The organism is Streptomyces sp. WMMB 714, assembly GCF_900090125.1.
In the GTDB taxonomy this organism is placed as follows: Bacteria; Actinomycetota; Actinomycetes; order Streptomycetales; family Streptomycetaceae; genus Streptomyces; species Streptomyces daqingensis.
Genome location: NZ_FMHJ01000007.1, coordinates 19855 through 39910, shown reverse-complemented (window position 1 = coordinate 39910; position 20056 = coordinate 19855). Strand labels below are relative to the sequence as shown.

Annotated in this window: 15 protein-coding genes; 7 read left to right on the top strand and 8 right to left on the bottom strand. The window is 70.7% G+C overall.

The window, feature by feature from the left end; all coding sequences use genetic code 11:
- Positions 1 to 138: 138 nt before the first annotated feature.
- The 3 genes from H181DRAFT_RS14395 to H181DRAFT_RS14385 are packed head-to-tail and all read left to right on the top strand — an operon-like array spanning position 139 to position 3364.
- The gene (locus H181DRAFT_RS14395; RefSeq protein ID WP_045864860.1) at positions 139 to 1503 is read left to right on the top strand and encodes an extracellular solute-binding protein; all 1365 of its coding nucleotides are present in this window, start codon (positions 139 to 141) and stop codon (positions 1501 to 1503) included.
- Positions 1504 to 1556: 53 nt separating this feature from the next.
- The gene (locus H181DRAFT_RS14390; protein WP_045865091.1) at positions 1557 to 2438 is read left to right on the top strand and encodes a carbohydrate ABC transporter permease; all 882 of its coding nucleotides are present in this window, start codon (positions 1557 to 1559) and stop codon (positions 2436 to 2438) included.
- Positions 2439 to 2446: 8 nt separating this feature from the next.
- Positions 2447 to 3364, top strand: a complete 918-nt coding sequence (locus H181DRAFT_RS14385) for a carbohydrate ABC transporter permease (protein WP_078895738.1) — start codon at positions 2447 to 2449, stop codon at positions 3362 to 3364.
- A gap of 150 nt (positions 3365 to 3514) precedes the next feature.
- On the opposite strand, the gene H181DRAFT_RS14380 is transcribed toward H181DRAFT_RS14385, so the two are convergent.
- Complete coding sequence (locus H181DRAFT_RS14380; RefSeq protein WP_045864859.1) at positions 3515 to 4969, bottom strand: APC family permease; 1455 nt, start codon at positions 4967 to 4969, stop codon at positions 3515 to 3517.
- A gap of 168 nt (positions 4970 to 5137) precedes the next feature.
- Positions 5138 to 6163 (bottom strand): ATP-dependent 6-phosphofructokinase, encoded by a 1026-nt coding sequence (locus tag H181DRAFT_RS14375; RefSeq protein ID WP_045864858.1) that lies wholly within the window; start codon positions 6161 to 6163, stop codon positions 5138 to 5140.
- Between the two features lie 302 nt (positions 6164 to 6465).
- Here H181DRAFT_RS14375 and pta point away from each other — a divergent pair, with 302 nt between their 5' ends.
- The 3 genes from pta (at position 6466) to pyk (ending at position 11399) form a co-directional block, all read left to right on the top strand.
- Complete coding sequence (gene pta, locus H181DRAFT_RS14370; protein ID WP_045864857.1) at positions 6466 to 8601, top strand: phosphate acetyltransferase; 2136 nt, start codon at positions 6466 to 6468, stop codon at positions 8599 to 8601.
- 73 nt (positions 8602 to 8674) lie between these two features.
- Positions 8675 to 9910 (top strand): acetate kinase, encoded by a 1236-nt coding sequence (locus tag H181DRAFT_RS14365; protein WP_045864856.1) that lies wholly within the window; start codon positions 8675 to 8677, stop codon positions 9908 to 9910.
- 61 nt (positions 9911 to 9971) lie between these two features.
- Complete coding sequence (gene pyk / locus H181DRAFT_RS14360) at positions 9972 to 11399, top strand: pyruvate kinase (RefSeq protein WP_045864855.1); 1428 nt, start codon at positions 9972 to 9974, stop codon at positions 11397 to 11399.
- Positions 11400 to 11540: 141 nt separating this feature from the next.
- Here the strand turns inward: pyk and H181DRAFT_RS14355 are convergent, their stop codons facing one another.
- The 4 genes from H181DRAFT_RS14355 to H181DRAFT_RS14335 all read right to left on the bottom strand — a co-directional run bounded on the left by H181DRAFT_RS14355 (position 11541) and on the right by H181DRAFT_RS14335 (position 15816).
- Positions 11541 to 12860 (bottom strand): hypothetical protein, encoded by a 1320-nt coding sequence (locus tag H181DRAFT_RS14355; RefSeq protein WP_045864854.1) that lies wholly within the window; start codon positions 12858 to 12860, stop codon positions 11541 to 11543.
- Positions 12850 to 13482 carry a DUF6114 domain-containing protein gene (locus H181DRAFT_RS14350; protein ID WP_045864853.1) on the bottom strand — a complete coding sequence of 211 codons (633 nt, stop codon included), beginning with the start codon at positions 13480 to 13482 and terminating at the stop codon, positions 12850 to 12852. The genes H181DRAFT_RS14355 and H181DRAFT_RS14350 overlap by 11 nt, the downstream gene beginning before the upstream one ends.
- A 110-nt stretch (positions 13483 to 13592) precedes the next feature.
- Positions 13593 to 14210, bottom strand: coding sequence for a DUF6230 family protein (locus tag H181DRAFT_RS14345; RefSeq protein ID WP_045864852.1), 618 nt, complete (start codon positions 14208 to 14210; stop codon positions 13593 to 13595).
- A 646-nt stretch (positions 14211 to 14856) separates the two neighbouring features.
- Positions 14857 to 15816: a tetratricopeptide repeat protein gene (locus H181DRAFT_RS14335; protein WP_045864851.1), complete on the bottom strand. Its 960-nt coding sequence runs from the start codon at positions 15814 to 15816 to the stop codon at positions 14857 to 14859.
- 186 nt (positions 15817 to 16002) lie between these two features.
- On the opposite strand from H181DRAFT_RS14335, the gene H181DRAFT_RS14330 reads away from it, so the two are divergent.
- Positions 16003 to 16710 carry a TetR/AcrR family transcriptional regulator gene (locus H181DRAFT_RS14330; RefSeq protein ID WP_045864850.1) on the top strand — a complete coding sequence of 236 codons (708 nt, stop codon included), beginning with the start codon at positions 16003 to 16005 and terminating at the stop codon, positions 16708 to 16710.
- Positions 16711 to 16839: 129 nt separating this feature from the next.
- Here H181DRAFT_RS14330 and H181DRAFT_RS14325 read toward each other — a convergent pair whose 3' ends face one another.
- The gene (locus tag H181DRAFT_RS14325; protein WP_045864849.1) at positions 16840 to 18114 is read right to left on the bottom strand and encodes an APC family permease; all 1275 of its coding nucleotides are present in this window, start codon (positions 18112 to 18114) and stop codon (positions 16840 to 16842) included.
- 131 nt (positions 18115 to 18245) lie between these two features.
- On the bottom strand, positions 18246 to 19946 hold the full coding sequence (locus H181DRAFT_RS14320; RefSeq protein ID WP_045864848.1) for a coenzyme B12-dependent isobutyryl-CoA mutase large subunit: 1701 nt from the start codon (positions 19944 to 19946) through the stop codon (positions 18246 to 18248).
- Positions 19947 to 20056: the final 110 nt, after the last annotated feature.

Genomic DNA, 20056 nt, shown 5'->3' with positions numbered 1-20056 from the left:
GTCACGGTGTTGAACTGCATGTCTGCACGGCCATTGACCTGAACACGACGGTCGGGCGATTGTACGGACAAAGCCGTCCGACGCGGCCTGCGGCCCCTCAGGGACGCCGGGCCGTGGCCCAAGGAGGTCAGGCCCGTCATGTCCGTGCGCCCCGCCACACCGCTGGCCCTCAGCATCGCCGCAGTCCTCGCCGCAGGCACCCTCACCGCCTGCGGCGGGGGTTCGGCGAGCGACCCGAACACGATCAAGATCGCCTTTCCCAAGGACACCGACAAGAAGGTCACGGTGCGGGACGACTTCGTCAAGGACGTGGCCGAGGAGTTCGAGAGGAAGAACAAGGGCAAGAAGGTCGAGATCATCCCGATCCAGGCGTCGCAGCAGGACTACTACTCCAAGATCCAGCAGATGATGCGCTCGCCCAAGACCGCGCCCGACCTCGTCTACGAGGACACCTTCCTCATCAACTCCGACATCAAGAGCGGCTACCTGCGTCCGCTCGACGACAAGCTCAAGAAGTGGAAGGCCTGGGACCAGTTCGAGCCCAGCGCCAAGACCGCCGCGAAGGCCGAGGACGGCAAGACCTACGGCGTGCCGGACGGGACCGACACCCGCGCCATCTGGTTCAACAAGAAGATCTTCAAGCAGGCGGGGCTGCCGGAGGACTGGAAGCCCAAGACCTGGGACGAGGTGCTGGACGCGGCCCGCACGGTCAAGAAGGAAGTCCCCGGCAAGATCCCGCTCAACGTCTTCACCGGCAAGGCGGCGGGCGAGGCAGCCGCGATGCAGGGCTTCGAGATGCTGCTCTACGGCACGGGCGAGGACCCGCTCTACGACAAGAAGTCGAAGAAGTGGGTCAAGGGCAGCAAGGGCTTCAAGGACAGCCTGAAGTTCGTCGAGACGGTCTACGGCGACGGCCTCGGCCCCGACGTCGACGCCGCCCTCAACCCCAACATCCAGACGAAGGTCGGCACCGACCTCTTCCCCAAGGGGAAGCTGGCCATCGGAATCGACGGCTCGTTCCTCAGCAACAACTGGATCAAGACGGGCGGCAGCCCGTGGCCCGAGTGGGACGAGACCATGGGCATGGCTCCCATGCCGACGCAGAACGGCGAGGAGCCGGGCGAGGTCAGCATGTCCGGCGGCTGGACGTGGTCCGTCCCGGCCAAGTCGCAGAACCCGGACCTCGCATGGGAGATGATCAAGACCTTCCAGACGAAGAAGAACGCCGTCGAGTGGTGCGTGCGCGGCTCGCAGATCGCGGTGCGCAAGGACGTCGCCGCCGAGAAGCGGTACCTGAACTCGCTGCCCGGCATCAAGTTCTTCACCGACCGCGTCGAGCACAGCCAGTACCGTCCCGCTCTGCCCGTCTACCCGCAGGTCTCCACCGCGATCACCGAGGCCATGGAGACGGTGACCACAGGCGACGGCTCCGTCGGCGAGGCGGCCAAGTCCTATGACGAGCAACTGGAATCGATCACCGACGGAGCGGTCACGACGAAGTGAGCACCACCGGAATCGCCTCGCCCGTCAGCAAGGGACGCCCCGGCGGGGGCGGCATCTCCCCCGCCGATCCACGCGGCAAGGGCACACGCGCCCTGCGCTGGCTGCCGATCGCCCCCGCCACGCTCCTGCTCCTGCTGTTCCTGGCCGGGCCGATCGCGTACTGCGTCTACATCGCGTTCACCGACATGCAGCTGACGGGCCAGGCGTCGGCGTCCTTCGTGGGCTTCGACAACTTCGAACGGGCCTTCGGTGACGCGAAGTTCATCAACGCCGTCGTCCTGACGCTGATCTTCACGCTCATCTCCAGCATCCTCGGCCAGAACACCCTCGGGCTGACGCTGGCGGCGCTGATGGCACGCGCCTCGAAGGCCGTCCGCTCCGTGACCGGCGCGGTCGTCATCAGCGCCTGGGTGCTGCCGGAGATCGTGGCGGGCTTCCTGCTCTACACGTTCTTCAACAAGGAGGGCACGCTCAACGCCGTGCTCGGCTTCCTGAACCTGCCGTCCCAGAACTGGCTCTACACGCTGCCCATCGTGGCCGTCTCCTTCGCCAACGTCTGGCGCGGGACGGCGTTCTCGATGCTCGTGTACTCGGCGGCGCTCTCGGAGATCCCCAAGGAGGTCACCGAGTCCGCCGAGGTCGACGGGGCGGGCGCGTGGCAGCGCCTGTGGCACATCACGCTCCCCATGATCCGCCGCTCCATCGGCACCAACCTGATGCTCAACACCCTTCAGACCCTCTCGGTGTTCGGGCTGATCTGGGCGATGACTCGCGGCGGCCCGGGAGGCCGCAGCGAGACCCTGCCGATCTTCATGTACGACCAGGCGTTCAACAAGTCCCTCATCGGTTACGGCACCGCGGTGGCGCTGCTCCTGCTCGTGGTCGGCGCGCTGTTCTCGGTCGTCTATCTGCGCCTGATGCGCGAGGAGGTCTGAGGCCGGCGATGACCGCGATCCACGACTCCGTACCCGGCACCAGCGGAAGCCGGAACCCCTCGGCCGCCGCGGCGGGCCGCCGCCCCTCCCCCGGCCGCAGGCTCAGCAGGCCCGTGCGGCAGCGGCTCGCCGCCGACGTCGGGCTGCTCGTCATCGTCGCCGCGTTCGTGCTGCCGCTGCTGTGGCTGCTGTTCGCGTCGGTGGACAAGGAGCCCGGGATGACGGTGAGCCCGCCCGGCTCCCTCACCACGGACAACTTCTCGGCCGTCCTGACGGACGAGATCACCTTCACGCCGATGCTCAACAGCCTGCTGCTGTGCGGCGGGGCCACGCTGATGACCGTGTCGGCGGCGGCCCTCGCCGCCTACCCGCTCTCCCGCTACCGGGCCCGCTTCGCACGCCCGTACCTGCTGACGATCCTCTTCACGACGTGCCTGCCCATCACGGCCGTCATGGTGCCGGTCTACGGCCTGTTCGTGCAGACGAACCTCATCGACACGATGCACGGCACGTCGTTCTTCCTCGCGACGTCCCAACTGCCGTTCGCCATCTGGCTGATGAAGAACTTCATGGACGGCGTTCCCGTGGCGCTGGAGGAGGCCGCGTGGACGGACGGAGCAAGCTGGCTCCAGGCCCTGGTCCGGGTCATCCTCCCGCTGATGGGCCCCGGATTCGCGGTCGTGACCGTCTACAGCTTCATCATGATGTGGGGGAACTTCTTCGTCCCCTTCATGCTCCTCATCAGCCCGGAGCAACTCCCCGCGTCCGTCAGCATCTTCACGTTCTTCGGGAACTTCGGCTCCATCGCCTACGGCGAGCTGGCGGCGTTCTCGATCCTGTACTCCACGCCCGTGCTGCTGCTCTACATCCTCATCTCCAAGCGCCTGGGCGGCGGCTTCACCCTGGGCGGCGCCGTCAAGGGCTGAACGGCGGCGGGCCCCGGAGCCGTACGGCGAGATCGACGACGGGCGGTCCGGCGGTGCGCCGTCCTCCCCGCCGTCCCGCAGCATCAGCGCGGTCTGCCGCTCCTTGAGCTCGTTCCGCGTGCCGCTCACGCCCACGCTCGCGTCGAACTGTCAGGCGCCGGCCGGAGTCCCCGCGTCCCGGTCGCCGGGCGACGGCTTGCCGCTGCGCGCGGTGACGCTTGCGACGAGGCGTTCCTCGGCGTCCGCACCCGGCGCGATCTTCGGCAGCCGCCACACCAGCAGCGCACCGGCCAGCCACCACCCGCCGACGATGGCCCACTCGGACGGGAAGTCGAGCGCGGCGGGCATGCCCGGCAGGTACAGCACCCCCAGGCCGAGGCTGAGCGCCAGTGCCGTCCAGCCGACCACCGGACCGGCAGGCGTGGTGAACGGGCGTTCCATCACCGGCTCGCGACGGCGGAGGATGAGGAAGCACAGGACGACCGCGGTGTAGGCGACGACGATGTTGATGCCGCCCGCGTTGACGAGCCAGGTCAGCATCGGCTCGCCGAACAGCGGCGCCAGCACGGTGAGCAGGCCGATGGCCAGGATCGCGTTACTGGGCGTGCGGTACCGGGGGTGCAGCTTGCCCAGCCAGGCCGGCAGCATCCGCGACTCCGCCATCGCGTACACCAGCCGGCTGGCGCCGATGAGGAAGGCGTTCCAGCTCGTGAAGATGCCCGCGATGCCTCCGAGGATCAGCAGGTCGCCCATCGCGGGGCTGTTCCACAGCGTCGCCATGCCGTCGGCCGACGCCAGGTCGGCGTCGGCGAGTTCGGCCGGGCCCAGGCCCGAGCCGACGGTCAGCATGATCATCGCGTACCAGCCCGCCGCGCACGCCACGGAGACCACCAGCAGCTTGCCCACCTGCCGGTAGGGCAGGTTCACCTCGGAGGCCGACTGCGGGATCACGTCGAAGCCGACGAACAGGAACGGCACGGCGACCAGCACCACGAAGAGCCCGGAGACCCCGCCCGTGAACAGCGGTTCCATCTTCCCGGCCGAGCCGTTCGTGAGGGAACCCACCAGCAGCAGCGCCCCCGCGCCGAGCAGGAAGAGGACCGCGACGGTCTGGAAGACGCTGGCGGGCCGGATGCCGAAGTAGTTCAGCGCGGTGACGATCACGGCGGAGCCTGCGCCGACGGCCACCCAGCTCAGGTAGACGTCGTAGCCCGCGACCGACCACAGATGGACGGAGAGCATGTCCGGGAAGAGGTAGAGCACCGTCTCCGGCAGCGCCACCGCCTCGAAGGCGGCGACCGAGACGTAGCCGAGCAGCATCGCCCAGGAGACGACGAACGCACCGCGCCCGCCGAGGGCCCGAAGCCCGTAGTGGTGCTCGCCGCCCGCGTGCGGCATCGCGGAGACCAGCTCGGCGTAGCACAGCCCCACCAGCATGATCACGAAGCCGCCGAGCACGAACGCGAGGGCCGCGCCGCCCGGCCCGGCCTCCGTGATGAAGTCCGAGGTCAGGACGATCCAGCCGAAGCCGATCATCGCGCCGAAGGCCAGGGCCAGCACGTCGGCACGGCCCAGTACACGTACCAATCCGCCGTCGTTCGCCATGGCCGTAGTGCACCGCAGAGTGCGGACACTTGTGTAGTCCGTGCACGTCACAGATCGGTTTCGGCCGTCCGGCGCACATCGCGGAGCCGACGCCGGGGCGGCGGCTTCACCCCGGGCGGCGCCGTCAAGAGCTGAACGCGCGCCGCCGGGGGTCTGCCGCCGCGGGCGTCAGTAGACCGACTCCGCCTCGTCCATGCGGTCCTGCGGGACGCGCTTGAGCTCGCTCACCGCGTTGGCCAGCGGGGTCATGACGATCTCCGTGCCGCGCAGCGCCGTCATCTGCCCGAAGTCCCCGCGGTGCGCCGCCTCGACGGCGTGCCAGCCGAAGCGGGTGGCGAGGACACGGTCGTACGCCGTGGGCGTCCCGCCGCGCTGCACGTGCCCGAGGATGACCGGCTTGGCCTCCTTGCCCAGGCGGTGCTCCAGCTCGCTGGCCAGGCGGTTGCCGATGCCGACGAAGCGCTCGTGGCCGTACTGGTCGATGACGCCCTTCTCGTAGGGCATCGACCCCTCCGCGGGGTGCGCGCCCTCGGCGACGCAGATCAGCGCGAACTTCTTCTCGCGGGCGAAGCGCTCCTCGACCATCTTCACGAGGTCGTCGACCTCGAAGGGCCGCTCCGGGATGCAGATCCCGTGCGCGCCCGCCGCCATGCCGGCCTCCAGGGCGATCCAGCCGGCGTGCCGTCCCATGACCTCGACGACCATGACGCGCTGATGCGACTCCGCGGTGGTCTTCAGCCGGTCCATGGCCTCGGTGGCGACGCCGACGGCCGTGTCGAACCCGAAGGTGCGGTCGGTGGCGGAGATGTCGTTGTCGATGGTCTTGGGCACGCCGACGACGGGCAGCCCCGCGTCCGCGAGCATCCGCGCCGCGGTGAGCGTGCCCTCGCCGCCGATGGGGATGAGCGCGTCCAGGCCGAGGCGGTCGATGAGCTCCTCGGAGTTGTCGCAGGCTTCGCGGAGCCGGTCCCGCTCCAGCCGTGCGGAGCCCAGGATCGTCCCGCCGCGCGCGAGGATGCCCGCGACGTCGTTGGTGTCGAGCGGGCGGTAGCGGCCGTCGAGGAGGCCCGTGAACCCGTCTTCGAAGCCGATGACCTCGTCACCGCGGTCGTGCACGGCCCGGTGGACTACGGAACGGATCACGGCGTTCAGACCGGGGCAGTCGCCGCCTGCCGTGAGGACTCCGATGCGCATGGGGGTTCTATCTCCTGATCGGTGAGTGACCCGCGTGTACGGGCCGCCGGGCTGCTCGGTCCCGAAGGGAGCCGAGGGGAGTGTTTCATGTGTTGAACGCGGGCCGCACTGCCCGTCCGCCCACCGGACTCGCCCCGCACCGCGCCTCCGCCCGGCGGTCGCCGCGGCGGTCCGGCCGCGACGGGCACGGACGAGCGCGGGCGTGCGTTCTCCGTGCGGAATGCGGGGAGTCCCTCCGGGAACCCACTATTCCACGGCCGGCTCCCCCGGCCGTCCGGCCAACGACGAGAGGTTGACCACGCGTGACGCGCAGCGTGTACGTGACGGGCATCGGCCGCGGCGACGGCCGCCAGGTCGTGGAGCTCGGAGTCATGGAACTCCTGACCAGGCAGGTGGACCGGGTGGGGCTGTTCCGTCCGCTGGTGCACGAGAACACCCCGTCCGGGGACCGCCTCTACCAGCTGCTGCGCAGCCGCTACCGCCTCACCCAGCCCCCGGAGACCGTCTTCGGGATGAGCTACGAGGAGGGCGCGGCGCTCCAGGCGGAGAAGGGCGTGGAGGAGCTGGTCGCCCGCCTCGTCGAGGGGTTCCACGCGGTCGCGGCGGACCACGAGGTGGTGCTCGTCCTCGGCACGGACTACGCCGACACCCAACTCCCCGCGGAGCTCGCCCTCAACGCGCGGCTCGCCAACGAGTTCGGGGCGCCGGTGCTGCCCGTCGTCTCGGGCAGGGGCCAGAGCGCCGAGTCCGTCGCCTCGGAGGTGCGCAACGCCCATCACGCCTTCGCCTCCCTCGGCTCCCACGTCGTGGCGACGATCGCGAACCGGGTCGGCGGGTCCGAGGCCCGGGAGACGTCCCGGCTGCTCGACGGGCAGCTCCCCGAGCCGGTGTACGTGCTGCCGGAGGAGCCCGCCCTGTCCGCACCGACCGTCGCCCAGGTACGGGACAGGCTCGGAGCGGAGCTGCTGCTGGGCGTCCCGGAGGCACTGGGCCGCGACGTCCGCGACTTCGTCTTCGGCGGCGCCCACCTGCCGGTCTTCCTGCCGGCACTGACCGAGGGCTGCATGGTGATCACTCCGGGGGACCGGGCCGACCTCGTCGTCGGCGCGCTGGCAGCCCACGCGGCGGGCTCCCCCGCCATCGCGGGCGTGGTGCTCACCCTCGGCGAGCGGCCCGGCGCGGAGACCATGGCGCTGGCGGGCCGCCTCGCGCCGAGCACGCCCGTACTGGCCGTGCCCGGCGGCTCCTTCCCGACGGCGGCGGAGCTGTTCGCGCTGGAGGGGAAGCTCACGGCGGCCACGCCCCGCAAGGCGGAGGTCGCCCTCGGCCTCTTCGAACGGCACGTGGACACCGCGCAGTTGACGCAGCAGCTCGCCGTGGAGCGGGGCGCGCGGGTCACCCCGATGATGTTCGAGCGGGAGCTCGTCGAGCGGTCCCGCTCGGACCGGCGCCACATCGTCCTGCCGGAGGGCGGCGAGGAGCGGGTGCTGCGGGCCGCGGAAGTCCTGCTGCGCCGCGACATCTGCGATCTGACGCTGCTGGGCGAGCCGGACGCCGTCCGCCGGCGCGCGGCCGAACTGGGCGTGGACCTGGCCCTCCTCGCCGACGGCGAGCTGCCGCCGGCGGCGCAGGCGTCCGCCCGGATCGTGGACCCGCAGACGTCGCCGCTCCGGGAGCGCTTCGCCGAGGTGTACGCGGAGCTCCGCTCCCACAAGGGCGTCACCTTCGAACTCGCCCACGACGTCGTCGCGGACGTGTCGTACTTCGGGACGCTCATGGTGCGCGAGGGCCTCGCGGACGGCATGGTCTCCGGTGCCGCCCACTCCACGGCGGCGACGATCCGCCCCGCCTTCGAGGTGATCAAGACGCGGGAGGACGCGTCGACCGTCTCCTCCGTCTTCTTCATGTGCCTCGCCGACCGCGTGCTCGTCTACGGCGACTGCGCCGTCGTCCCCGATCCGGACGCGCGGCAGCTCGCCGACATCGCCGTCCAGTCGGCGGCGACGGCGCGGCAGTTCGGCGTCGAGCCCCGCATCGCCATGCTGTCGTACTCGACGGGGACCTCGGGCTCGGGCGCGGACGTCGACAAGGTGCGGGAGGCGACCGGCCTCGTCCGGCAGCGGCAGCCGGAGCTGCTGGTGGAGGGCCCCATCCAGTACGACGCGGCGGTGGACCCGTCGGTCGCGGCGGCCAAGCTCCCCGGCTCGGAGGTCGCGGGCAGGGCGACGGTGCTGGTCTTCCCGGACCTCAACACCGGCAACAACACCTACAAGGCGGTGCAGCGCAGCGCGGGGGCCGTGGCCGTGGGGCCCGTCCTGCAGGGGCTGCGCAAGCCCGTGAACGATCTCTCGCGCGGTGCGATGGTCTCCGACATCATCAACACCGTGGCGATCACCGCCGTGCAGGCTCAGCAGAACAGTTCGCCGGCACGGCGGTGACGCTGCACGCCGCCGCGGTCGCCGGCCCCCTCGTCCGCGGCCGTCCGTCCCCTCCCAGAAAGCGGAGCCCCTCGTGACCGCCACCCGCGTCCTCGTCCTCAACTCCGGTTCCTCCTCGGTGAAGTACCAGCTCCTGGAGATGACCGACGAGTCGAGACTCGCCGTCGGCCTGGTGGAGCGCATCGGCGAGAGGCAGTCGCGGCTGACGCACACCCCCGTCGCGACGGGTGGCGAACGGCGGGAGCGCGTCGAGGAGTTCGCGGACCACGAGGCGGCGCTGCGGGCGGCCTCGGAGGAGCTGGAGGCGGAAGGCCTCGGCCTGGACGCGCCCGAGCTGGCCGCCATCGGGCACCGCGTGGTGCACGGCGGACGGTCGTTCACCCGCCCCACGCTCATCGACGACGGCGTGCTCGCCGAGATCCGCCGGCTCGTCCCGGTGGCGCCGCTGCACAACCCGGCCAACCTGACGGGGATCACCACGGCGCAGGCCCTCAACCCCGGGCTGCCGCAGGTCGCGGTCTTCGACACCACGTTCCACACCACGATGCCGGAGCACGCCGCCCGCTACGCCATCGACGTCGAGACCGCGGACGCGCACCGCGTGCGGCGGTACGGCTTCCACGGCACCTCGCACGCGTACGTCTCCCGCCGCACCGCCCAGCTGCTCGGCGCGGACCCCGCGGACGTCAACGTGATCGTGCTGCACCTGGGCAACGGCGCCTCCGTGTCCGCGGTGCAGGGCGGCAGGTGCGTGGACACGTCGATGGGGCTGACGCCGCTTGAGGGCCTGGTGATGGGTACCCGTTCCGGGGACGTCGACCCGGCCGTGGTCTTCCACCTCGTGCGGGTGGCCGGCATGTCGGTGGACGAGGTCGACGAGCTGCTGAACAAGCGGAGCGGACTCGTCGGTCTGTGCGGGGACAACGACATGAGGGAGATCCGCCGCCGTATCGAGGAAGGCGACGAGCAGGCACGACTCGCCTTCGACATCTACATCCACCGGATCCGGAAGTACATCGGGGCGTACTGCGCGGTGCTCGGCCGCGTCGACGCCGTGGCCTTCACCGCGGGAGTGGGCGAGAATTCGCCCCCGGTGCGCGAGGCCGCGCTCGCGGGCCTCGACGGCCTCGGCCTGGCCGTCGACCCGGCCGCGAACGAAGCGGAAGGACCTGCCGCCGAGGGCCCCCGGCTGATCTCGCCCCGGGGTGCGCGGGTCGCGGTGGCGGTGGTACCGACCGACGAGGAGCTGGAGATCGCACACCAGACGTACGCGCTGGTCACCGGAGCGGGCCGGCACCGGACCGACTGACCACGTGACCCACTTCACCCCCGATACGTTCCGCGTTTGAACAAACCGTTAGGATCGTCCTATGCGCCGTTCCAAAATCGTCTGCACCCTGGGCCCAGCCGTCGACTCCTACGACCAGCTGAAGACGCTGATCGAGGCCGGTATGAACGTGGCCCGCTTCAACATGAGCCACGGGACCCACCCGGAGCACGAGGAGCGGTACGACCGCGTCCGCAAGGCCGCCGAGGAGACCGGCCGGGCGGTCGGCGTCCTCGCCGACCTGCAAGGCCCCAAGATCCGGCTGGAGACCTTCGCCGAGGGGCCCGTGGAGCTCGTCCGCGGCGAGGAGTTCACGATCACCACCGAGGACGTCCCCGGCGACAAGACGATCTGCGGCACCACCTACAAGGGGCTGCCCGGCGACGTCACCAAGGGCGACCAGGTCCTCATCAACGACGGGAACGTCGCGCTCCAGGTCACCGAGGTCGACGGCTCGAACGTGCGCACCATCGTCATCGAGGGCGGCGTGATCTCCGATCACAAGGGCATCAACCTGCCTGGCGCCGCCGTCAACGTCCCCGCCCTGTCCGACAAGGACGTCGAGGACCTGAAGTTCGCCCTGCGGATGGGCTGCGACATGGTCGCGCTGTCCTTCGTCCGGGACGCGACGGACGTCCGCGACGTGCACCGCATCATGGACGAGGTCGGGCGCCGGGTCCCGCTGATCGCCAAGGTGGAGAAGCCCCAGGCCGTCGCGAACATGGAAGACGTCGTCATGGCGTTCGACGGCGTGATGGTCGCGCGCGGCGACCTGGCGGTCGAGTATCCGCTGGAGCGGGTGCCGATGGTGCAGAAGCGCCTCATCGAGATGTGCCGCCGCAACGCCAAGCCGGTGATCGTGGCGACGCAGATGATGGAGTCGATGATCACCAACTCCCGTCCCACGCGCGCCGAGGCGTCCGACGTGGCGAACGCGATCCTCGACGGGGCGGACGCGGTGATGCTCTCCGCCGAGTCCTCGGTCGGGCAGTTCCCCGTCGAGACGGTCAAGACGATGTCGAAGATCGTCGAGGCCGCCGAGGAGGAGCTGCTCAGCCGCGGCCTCCAGCCGCTCGTGCCGGGCAAGAAGCCCCGTACGCAGGGCGGTTCGGTGGCACGCGCCGCCGCCGAGATGGCGGACTTCCTCAACGGCAAGGCCCTGGTGGCCTTCACGAAGTCCGGCGACACCGCGCGGCGGCTCTCCCGCTACCGGGCCTGCCAGCCCATCCTCGCCTTCACCACGGAGCCCGAGACGCGCAACCAGCTCACGCTCAGCTGGGGCGTCGAGACCTACGTCGTTCCTCACGTGGAGCACACCGACGAGATGGTCGAACTCGTCGACGCGGAACTGCTGAAGCTCCAGCGGTACGACGCCGGCGACACCATGCTCATCACCGCCGGTTCGCCCCCCGGCGTACCCGGCACCACCAACATGGTGCGGGTCCACCACCTCGGCGGCACGCAGGACTGACACCCGCTCACGGGTGCCGCACGCCTGCGGCACCCGGCGCGGCGGCACCTTCCCGCAGCGACGAAAGGGCCCGCGACCTCGGTGAGGTCGCGGGCCCTTTCGTCTGCCTGCCGGTGCCGCCGGGCTTCGCCGGCGCTCCGGTCAGTCGATGCTCTGCTTCAGCCCCGGAACGGTCAGGTTGCCGCCGAACTGGCCGGCCTGGCTGACCTCGACGTTGGTGAAGTACGCCTCCGGGATGTTCAGCGGCGGCGGGTGCTCCGGGTCGAAGGTGATCGGGATCAGCCCGAAGAGGTTCCCCTTCAGCCGCTCCGTGTACATCGTCACCTGGCCGTCGCGGATGGTGGACGTCGAGCCCTTGGCCGCGCGGACGTGGTACGTCGTGCCGTCGGCAGCCTCGACGATCTGGTGCAGGTCGCCGATGTCGACGCTCTCGGCCGTGAACTTCAGGGCCTGCTTCGTCTTGCCGTTCGCGGTACGGAGGTTGACCACGCCCTTGTAGTCGAGGCCGTGCAGCCCGAGGGAGCTCGCCTCCAGCGTCCAGGGGTCGTTGGGCAGCGTGGCGGGGGTCTGCTCGTCCTCGCCCTTGTCCTTCTTCGCCTCGACGCAGGGGAAGGCCTTCTTGCCGTCCGCGCCCGCCTTGCCGGACTCTGCCTTGCCGCCGGACAGCCCGTCCTCGGCACCCTTCGCGGCCTCGCCCAGCTTGTCGGTCGTGTCCTTCAGCCCGTCGCCCACCTTGCCGACGGTGTCCTCGACGGGCTTGGAGCCGGACTTGGACGAGGAGGATCCCGAGTCGGACGGCGAGGGGCTCGCAGCCTTCTCCTCCGCCTCCTTCTCGGCCTTCTCCTTCTCGGCCTCCTCCTTCTCCTTCTCCTTCTTCTCCTTGGGGCTGAGGATGTCGCCGATCGCGTCGCCGATGCCGCCGAGGAAACCGCCGTCGTCCTCGTCCTCGTCCTCGTCGTCCCCCTCCTCGGGGTCCGACGGGCTGGGCGAGGGCTCGGGCTCCTCGGAGCCGCCGCCGCTGCCACCGCTGCCGCCGCCTGAGGCGGGAGGCTCGGACGGTTCGGGCTCAGGCTTCTCGGACCCGGAACCCGAACCGGGCTCGTCCGTGCCGGCGTCGCCGCCGGGCGCGTCCGCGCCGCCGTCCTGGTCCTGGCCCTTGCCGGCCTCGTCCTTCTTCTCGTCCTCGGCGTCGTCCTTGTCGGGCTGGGAGACGCAGGGGCCGGGCTTGAAGGGGTTCTTGGGCAGCGGCTTGGCGTTGGCCAGCTGGGGGGTGAGCCCCATGCCCATAAGGACCGCGGACGGCATCGCCGCGATGGCTATCGCCTTGCCCGCGGGGACATGCAGACGGGTCAGCAGCGGCTTCCTCGGAGCCGCGTGGCGCGGTCCGGTTCTCCCGCGGCCGGCGTCGGGCGCTGCTTGCGCCGACGTACCCGCCTCCTCATGCACCTCGTCACCCGGCACGGTGCCTCCCGTTCCCGTGGTTCGCATCGGCTCCGGACGAGGGAGCCGTTCCAAAGACTGAAAGGTCGTCCTGGGCCGTGCCCGTAAGGCGTGCGCCCGAGCCCGTCTCCTTGCCCTCCCCGCCTGCTGAACCGGACCCCGAGGAGGCTGCGGGGCCCGTGAGCCCCTTCTCCGTCGTGCCCGCGCCCTGGGGCCCTTCCGCGGCGCTCTCACGCCCGGCCGGCGGCTTCCCCGGCGCCCATGCGACTCCCAGGGCACCGCCGAGCAGGCCCAGCAGGTAGCCGATCATGAAGGCGCCCACGTTCGACACGACCAGGGACACCAGCGACAGCAGGATCGCCGCGATCCCGGCGAACACCCGCGACTGCGGCTGGAACCACATCGTCAGCCCGAGTACGACCAGCAGCACACCAATGATCAGCGAGCCGGCGCCCGCCGTCGTGGACATCCGGATCGTCAGCGAACCCAGAGTGAAGTTCTGGTACGGGATGTACATGATGGGGATACCGGCGAGGAGCGTCAGCAACCCGCCCCAGAACGGGCGCTGTCCACGCCACGCCCGGAACGAACTGCGCTTCTGGCCGAATCCGGAAGTCGGCCTTTGTCGCGTCTCGGCGCTCATGTCGTACAGCTCCTCGGGACTGGCACAAAGCTTGCGATGGTGGAGCCGACCGACGGGCGCGGAGCGGCAAGGAGCAGCCGCTCCGCACTCGTGCGGTCAGTGAGTGCCCGTCAGTAGCACTCGTTCTTGCCCTTCTTCACGTTCATCTTCAGGCCGCTGAGCTTGAACGTGCCGGCAGTCGTCGCCCAGGCGCGCTGCTTGACATCCGTGAATGTCGCAGTGTCGGCCTGCTGTGCGAACGAGCCGGGCAGGTACTTGTCGCCCTTGTTCGGACCGGGACCCTTGGTGGTCTCGTCCGCGGCGACGCCGATGTCGACGTTCTTGAACGTCGCGTTGGCGGCTATGTCGTCGGCGTCGACGTAGAGCTTCTTCGCCTCGACCTCCGGGCCGCCGGCAGCACCGGCGCCCAGCTTCATCGTCACGTCGCCGAACGCCGGGACCGGCACGACGACGGACTGGCAAAGGTTCCTGATCTTCGCCGAGTTGAAACCGACAACCGCGACGGCCTTCTTACCGGCCTTCGTCGAGTCGACGGCTCCGTACTGAACGAACCCGGTGCCTTCGAGCTTGTCGGCAGCAATCTTGAACTGCTGCCCCGAAACGCTGAACGACGCCGCCAGCGCGCCCTGCGAGAGGGCGACGCCGATCGCTGCGGTCGCAGCGACACTCGGCACCATGACGACGGCGAACCGCTTCCATCTGGTCCCGCCACGAGCCAGGGACTCCATGACTTTCCTCCTTCTCGGACGTACATCTCCGGCCTGGACGGACCGCTCCTGAAACGGCCCGCTCCCTGACCTGGGATGGGAGAAGTGCTACGTCCTCGGGAAGGAGAGCGCCGTCATCGACCGGCGTACCGGGTACGCCATGTCCGAGCTGTCGGCGATCACCCCCGAGCGACAACCACTGGCCACGCTCACGCGCAACCTGCTTTGTTCGGACAGGCTCCGCCAGTTCGGCGGAGACCCCCCTGCCCGGAAGACCGGCGGTGGTACTGGATGGGGCTCAAGCTTGCTTGCCGGCCTGCTCGGTGGGGATCCAATGCCAGCGGTGCGCCGAATGGTTGCCGGGCTGCGGGCAATGGACCGAGCTTGGCCGATCGTGGTGCATCCGAAGGCTGCGCACAAGGGGGTGCGTTACCAGCGAGTAACGGCCAGATAACCGGACGGCGGCCGATCAGCATAGAGCAGACACACAGGGTCGTCACCCCCTGGGCGCCTGGCCTGGAATCAACCCGGACATCAACGACCAAAGGCCGCCTGATCACTTACTACGAGTAACAGCGGCTGCGATTACCAAAACTTGGTAAAACACAGCCGCTGATGTCGCTAAAACTACGTGTCGTGACGGTGCGTATGTGACGGGGCGTGCCGTTCAGAACAGCACGCGAGCAAGTGCGCTACGCGCAGTGACGACACGGGGGTCTTCCGCACCGATCACCTCGAACAAGTCAAGGAGGCGAACTCGCGCGGCCTCCCGGTCGTCCCCCGCCGTCCTCTTCACCGTCTCGACGAGACGCCCGAACGCGTCCTCGACGTGACCGCCCGCCATGTCCAGGTCCGCCGCGCGCAGTTGGGCGTCGACGTCGCCGGGACGGTCCGCCGCGTCCTTGCGCACCTGCTGCGCGTCCAGCCCCTGCACCCGGCCCAGCAGTTCGGCCATGGCCAGGCCGACCCGCGCCTCGACGTTGCCGGGGTCGTCCGCCAGCACGTTCCGGTACGCCTGGACCGCGCCGTTCAAGTCACCGGTGTCCAGGGCCTGCTGGGCGGCGACGAGCACCGGGTCCTCCGGCGCGGCGGGCTCCTGGGCGGCCTGCTCGCCGTCGCCCTCGGCGACTCCCTGCAGGCCGGTGATGCCGAAGCGCTGCTCGGAGACCTGGATCAACTGGTCGAGCGTCTGGCGGATCTGGGCCTCCGGAGCGGCGCCCTGGAAGAGGGGCAGCGCCTGGCCGGCGACCACGGCGAAGACCGCGGGAATGCCCTGCACGCCGAACTGCTGCATCAGCATCTGGTTCTTGTCGGCGTCGATCTTCGCGAGCAGCACGCGCCCCGCGTACTCCCGCGTCAGCCGCTCCAGCACCGGCGAGAGCTGCTTGCACGGCTCGCACCACTCGGCCCAGAAGTCGATGACGACGGGAACCTCCGCGGAGCGCTGCAGCACCTCCGCCTCGAAGCCCGCCTCGTCGACGTCGATCACCAGACTCACCGGGGCGTCGGCTCCGCCCCGTTCGGCGGCAGCGGCCCTTGCCTGCTCCGCCTTCTGCTTGGCCTCACCGGCCGCCTTCACCGCGGAGAGGTCGACCGCTCCGCTCATGGACATGTTGCGTGGCTGCATGAGTCCAGTCTCCCCCTTTCGCGCGGTGCTGTGTGCCGGGTCCCCACCCGGCGGCTGGTCGTCGCACCGGAAGTTCCCCGTTCCGATACGTCCCGTAGCGTATCCGTTGCGCCCCCCGGTGACGCAAGTCCCCCTGGAGGCTCCCGTTGTCCCCCGCGGCGATTCCGGCCGATATGGTCTGGCGCCATGCCGTCCTCCGCCCCCACACCCCGCCGCGTCGGCAGGCCGCGCAGCGCGCAGGCCGACGCCGCCATCATGGACGCCACGCGTGCGGCGCTCGTCGAGGTCGGGTGGGGCAAGCTCACCATGGGGTACGTCGCCGCCCGCGCCGGAGTCGCCAAGACCACCCTCTACCGGCGCTGGCAGAGCAAGGGCGAACTCGTCGTGCACGCGGTCGCCGCCCTCTTCGACGAGCTGGAGCTCCCGGACCGCGGCAGCCTGCGCGCGGACATCCAGGGCGTCGTGGTCTCCTTCGCCAAGATGCTCCAGCGGCCCGAGACCAACGCCTCGCTGATGGCCGTCGTCGCCGAGTCCACCCACGACCCGCTCCTGCGGAACCTCATCAGGGAAGCGATCGTCGACCGGCAGAAGCGCCTCGTCGTGCAGGGGCGCGAGCGGGCGCAGGCGCGCGGGGAACTTCCTCCGGACCCCGCGAGCCCGGAGGAGAACGACCGGCTCGTCGACCTGATCTTCGACGTCATCGCGGGAGCGGTGGTGCACCGGACGCTGGTCAGCGCCGAGCCGGTGGACCAGCAGTGGGCGGAAGCGTTCACGACGCTCCTGCTGCACGGCCTGGTCGCTGTCTCCGCTCCCGGGCCCGGCGCGGAGTCCGATCCCGAGCCCGATCCCGACCCCGGGTCCGGTGGACGCGCGGAAGGCGGCGCCCCCGGCTGAGGGGCCTCGCCTCGCCGTCGGCCGGCCTGGCGGGACGGGCCTGTGCGGCGCTCCGCCCGCTCTCCGCCGCCGGCCGACCTTGCCCGTCCCTCCCGTCGACGGCCGTACCGCAGGCCGCCTCCGGCCTTCTCAGCCGCGGTTCGCCAGTGCGCGCCGCGCTCCGTGCACGGCGCCGAGCACGGCGAGTACGGCGCTCCCCGCGAGGACCGCGGGCAGGGGCAGGGAGAAGGCCAGTACCAGGCACCCGGCCAGACCCACGGCGGGGGCGGCACGGCGGTGGCGCCCCTCCGCCGAAGCGAGCGTCCAGGCAGAGGCGTTGGCGACCGCGTAGTACACGAGCACCCCGAACGACGACAGCGCGATCGCACCCCGCACGTCCACCGTCGCCGCGAGCACGGCGACCACCGCCCCGACGAGCAGGTCCGCGCGGTGCGGTACCCGGAAACGCGGGTGCACCGCGGCCAGCGGGCGCGGCAGATGCCCGTCGCGGGCCATCGCCATCACCGTCCGCGAGACGCCCAGGACGAGCGCGAGCAGCGCGCCGAGGGCGGCCACCACGGCGCCGGCGCGTACGGCCTGCGGCAGCCCCGGCACTCCCGACGCGACGGCCGCCTCGCCGAGCGGCGCTGCCGTACGGGCCGCCTCCGCGGGCCCCAGCACCGCCAGCACGGTGAGGGCGACGGCCGCGTAGACGCCGAGCGCGATGCCCAGCGCCAGCGGGACGGCCCGCGGGATGGTGTGCGCGGGGTCGCGGACCTCCTCGCCGAGCGTGGTGATCCGGGCGTACCCGGCGAAGGCGAAGAAGAGGAGCCCGGCGGCCTGGAGGACACCCGCGGGACCGCCGTCGGCGCCGCCGCCGAGCCGGGCTGCGTCGGCCCGTCCGGAGGCGAGCGAGGCGGCCACGACCGCCGCGAGCACGGCGAGGACGACGGCGACGACGGCACGGATGAACCAGGCGGACTTCTGGACGCCCGCGTAGTTCACCGCGGTCACGGCGACGACGACGCCGCAGGCGACCGCGGGCGCCTGGCCCGGCCAGGCGTAGTAGCCGGCGGTCAGCGCCATCGCGGCGCACGACGCCGACTTGCCCACGACGAACGCGCACCCCGCCAGGTAGCCGCAGAACTCCCCGAGCCGCTCCCGGCCGTAGACGTACGTACCGCCCGCGGCCGGGTAGCGCGCGGCCAGCCGCGCCGAGGACGTCGCGTTGCAGTACGCCACCAGCGCGGCCGCCGCCAGGCCCCACAGCAGACCGGACCCCGCGGCGGCGGACGCGGGAGAGAGCACCGCGAAGATCCCCGCGCCGAGCATGGCCCCCAGGCCCACTACGACGGCGTCGAGAACGCCCAACTCCCGCCGCAGCCGCGGCTGTCCCCGCTCGGAGCCCCCGGACGACCCCCTCATGGCCGCTCCTCACGCATACGTGTCGGCGGTGCTCCCGGCCATTCCGACGGGGAGCACCGCTCGCGGAGGTCGCCCCCGGGCAGGAGCGGCCGCGGTGGGAACGGCGGATCGGGAGGGAGCAGGGCGTGCGGTCAGAAGACCGGCGGCTCCGTGTAGACGCCCCACTCGTCGCGCAGCGCGTCGCAGATCTCGCCGAGAGTGGCCTCGGCCCGCACCGCGTCGAGCATCGGCTCGATCATGTTGGCGTCGCCGCGCGCCGCCTCCATCATCCTGCCGAGCGCCGCGGAGACGGCGGCCTCGTCGCGCTTCTCGCGGCGGGTGGTCAGCGCACGCACCTGCTCGTGCTCCACCTCGTGGCTCACCCGCAGGATCTCCAGGTCGCCGGTGACCGAGCCGTGGTGGCAGTTGACGCCGACGACCTTCTTGTCCTCCTTCTCCAGCGCACGCTGGTAGGTGAAGGCGGCCTCGGCGATCTCGCCGGTGAACCATCCGTCCTCGATGCCGCGCAGGATGCCCGAAGTGATCGGGCCGATGGGGTGGTTGCCCTCAGGGACGGCCCGGCGGCCGCGCTCCTTGATCTGCTCGAAGATCTTCTCCGCGTCGGCCTCGATGCGGTCGGTCAGCGCCTCGATGTACCAGGAACCGCCCAGCGGGTCCGCGACGTTGGTGACGCCCGTCTCCTCCATGAGTACCTGCTGGGTGCGCAGGGCGATCTCGGCGGCCTGCTCGCTGGGCAGGGCGAGCGTCTCGTCCAGCGCGTTGGTGTGCAGGGAGTTGGTGCCGCCCAGCACGGCCGCCAGCGCCTCGACCGCGGTGCGGACGACGTTGTTGTACGGCTGCTGCGCGGTGAGCGAGACACCGGCGGTCTGGGTGTGGAAGCGCAGCCACTGCGCCTTCTCACTCACCGCGCCGTACTCGTCGCGCATCCAGCGCGCCCAGATCCTGCGCGCGGCGCGGAACTTGGCGATCTCCTCGAAGAAGTCGACGTGGGCGTCGAAGAAGAAGGACAGTCCGGGCGCGAAGGTGTCGACGTCCAGGCCGCGGCTGAGGCCGAGTTCGACGTAGCCGAAGCCGTCCGCGAGGGTGTACGCCAGCTCCTGTGCTGCCGTGGAGCCCGCCTCGCGGATGTGGTAGCCGGAGACCGAAAGCGGCTTGTACGCGGGGATGTTGCGGCTGCAGTGCTCCATCAGGTCGCCGATCAGCCGCAGATGGGGCTCGGGCTGGAAGAGCCACTCCTTCTGCGCGATGTACTCCTTGAAGATGTCCGTCTGCAGGGTGCCGTTGAGCACGCCCGGGTCGACGCCCTGCCGCTCGGCGGCGACGAGGTACATGCAGAAGACGGGCACCGCCGGGCCGGAGATCGTCATCGACGTGGTGACGTCGCCCAGGGGGATGCCGGAGAAGAGCACGTCCATGTCGGCGGCGGAGTCGATGGCGACACCGCAGTGCCCGACCTCGCCGAGCGAGCGGGGGTCGTCGGAGTCGCGTCCCATGAGCGTCGGCATGTCGAACGCGACGGACAGGCCGCCGCCGCCCGCCTCCAGGATCATCTTGTAGCGCTCGTTGGTCTGCTCGGCGTTCCCGAACCCCGCGAACTGGCGGATCGTCCAGGTGCGCCCGCGGTATCCGGTCGGATACAGACCGCGCGTGAACGGATACTCACCGGGCCAGCCGATCCGCTCGAAGCCCTCGACCGTGTCGCCGGGGCGCGGACCGTACACGGGGTCGACGGGGTCGCCGCTCAGCGTGGTGAAGTCGGCGTCCCGCTTGCGGGCGGCGTCGTACCGGGACTGCCAGCGGCGCCGGCCCTCTTCAATCTCGTGTGCGTCCATGTCTTCGAATTTACTTGGACGTCCTAGTAATTGTCGACCGACCGCTCAGGCGGACCGGTGGGACAGGGGGGACCGCTGGGACTGCCGGGGAGCGCGCCGTGCGGGCTGCC

Bases quoted from the DNA above. Each gene is read 5' to 3' on its own strand.
- pyk (WP_045864855.1), top strand. From the start codon at position 9,972: ATGCGCCGTTCCAAAATCGTCTGCACCCTGGGCCCAGCCGTCGACTCC.
- H181DRAFT_RS14385 (WP_078895738.1), top strand. From the start codon at position 2,447: ATGACCGCGATCCACGACTCCGTACCCGGCACCAGCGGAAGCCGGAAC.
- H181DRAFT_RS14395 (WP_045864860.1), top strand. From the start codon at position 139: ATGTCCGTGCGCCCCGCCACACCGCTGGCCCTCAGCATCGCCGCAGTC.
- H181DRAFT_RS14320 (WP_045864848.1), bottom strand. From the start codon at position 19,946: ATGGACGCACACGAGATTGAAGAGGGCCGGCGCCGCTGGCAGTCCCGG.
- H181DRAFT_RS14325 (WP_045864849.1), bottom strand. From the start codon at position 18,114: ATGAGGGGGTCGTCCGGGGGCTCCGAGCGGGGACAGCCGCGGCTGCGG.
- H181DRAFT_RS14380 (WP_045864859.1), bottom strand. From the start codon at position 4,969: ATGGCGAACGACGGCGGATTGGTACGTGTACTGGGCCGTGCCGACGTG.
- H181DRAFT_RS14350 (WP_045864853.1), bottom strand. From the start codon at position 13,482: ATGAGCGCCGAGACGCGACAAAGGCCGACTTCCGGATTCGGCCAGAAG.
- H181DRAFT_RS14345 (WP_045864852.1), bottom strand. From the start codon at position 14,210: ATGGAGTCCCTGGCTCGTGGCGGGACCAGATGGAAGCGGTTCGCCGTC.
- H181DRAFT_RS14330 (WP_045864850.1), top strand. From the start codon at position 16,003: ATGCCGTCCTCCGCCCCCACACCCCGCCGCGTCGGCAGGCCGCGCAGC.
- H181DRAFT_RS14375 (WP_045864858.1), bottom strand. From the start codon at position 6,163: ATGCGCATCGGAGTCCTCACGGCAGGCGGCGACTGCCCCGGTCTGAAC.
- H181DRAFT_RS14335 (WP_045864851.1), bottom strand. From the start codon at position 15,816: ATGCAGCCACGCAACATGTCCATGAGCGGAGCGGTCGACCTCTCCGCG.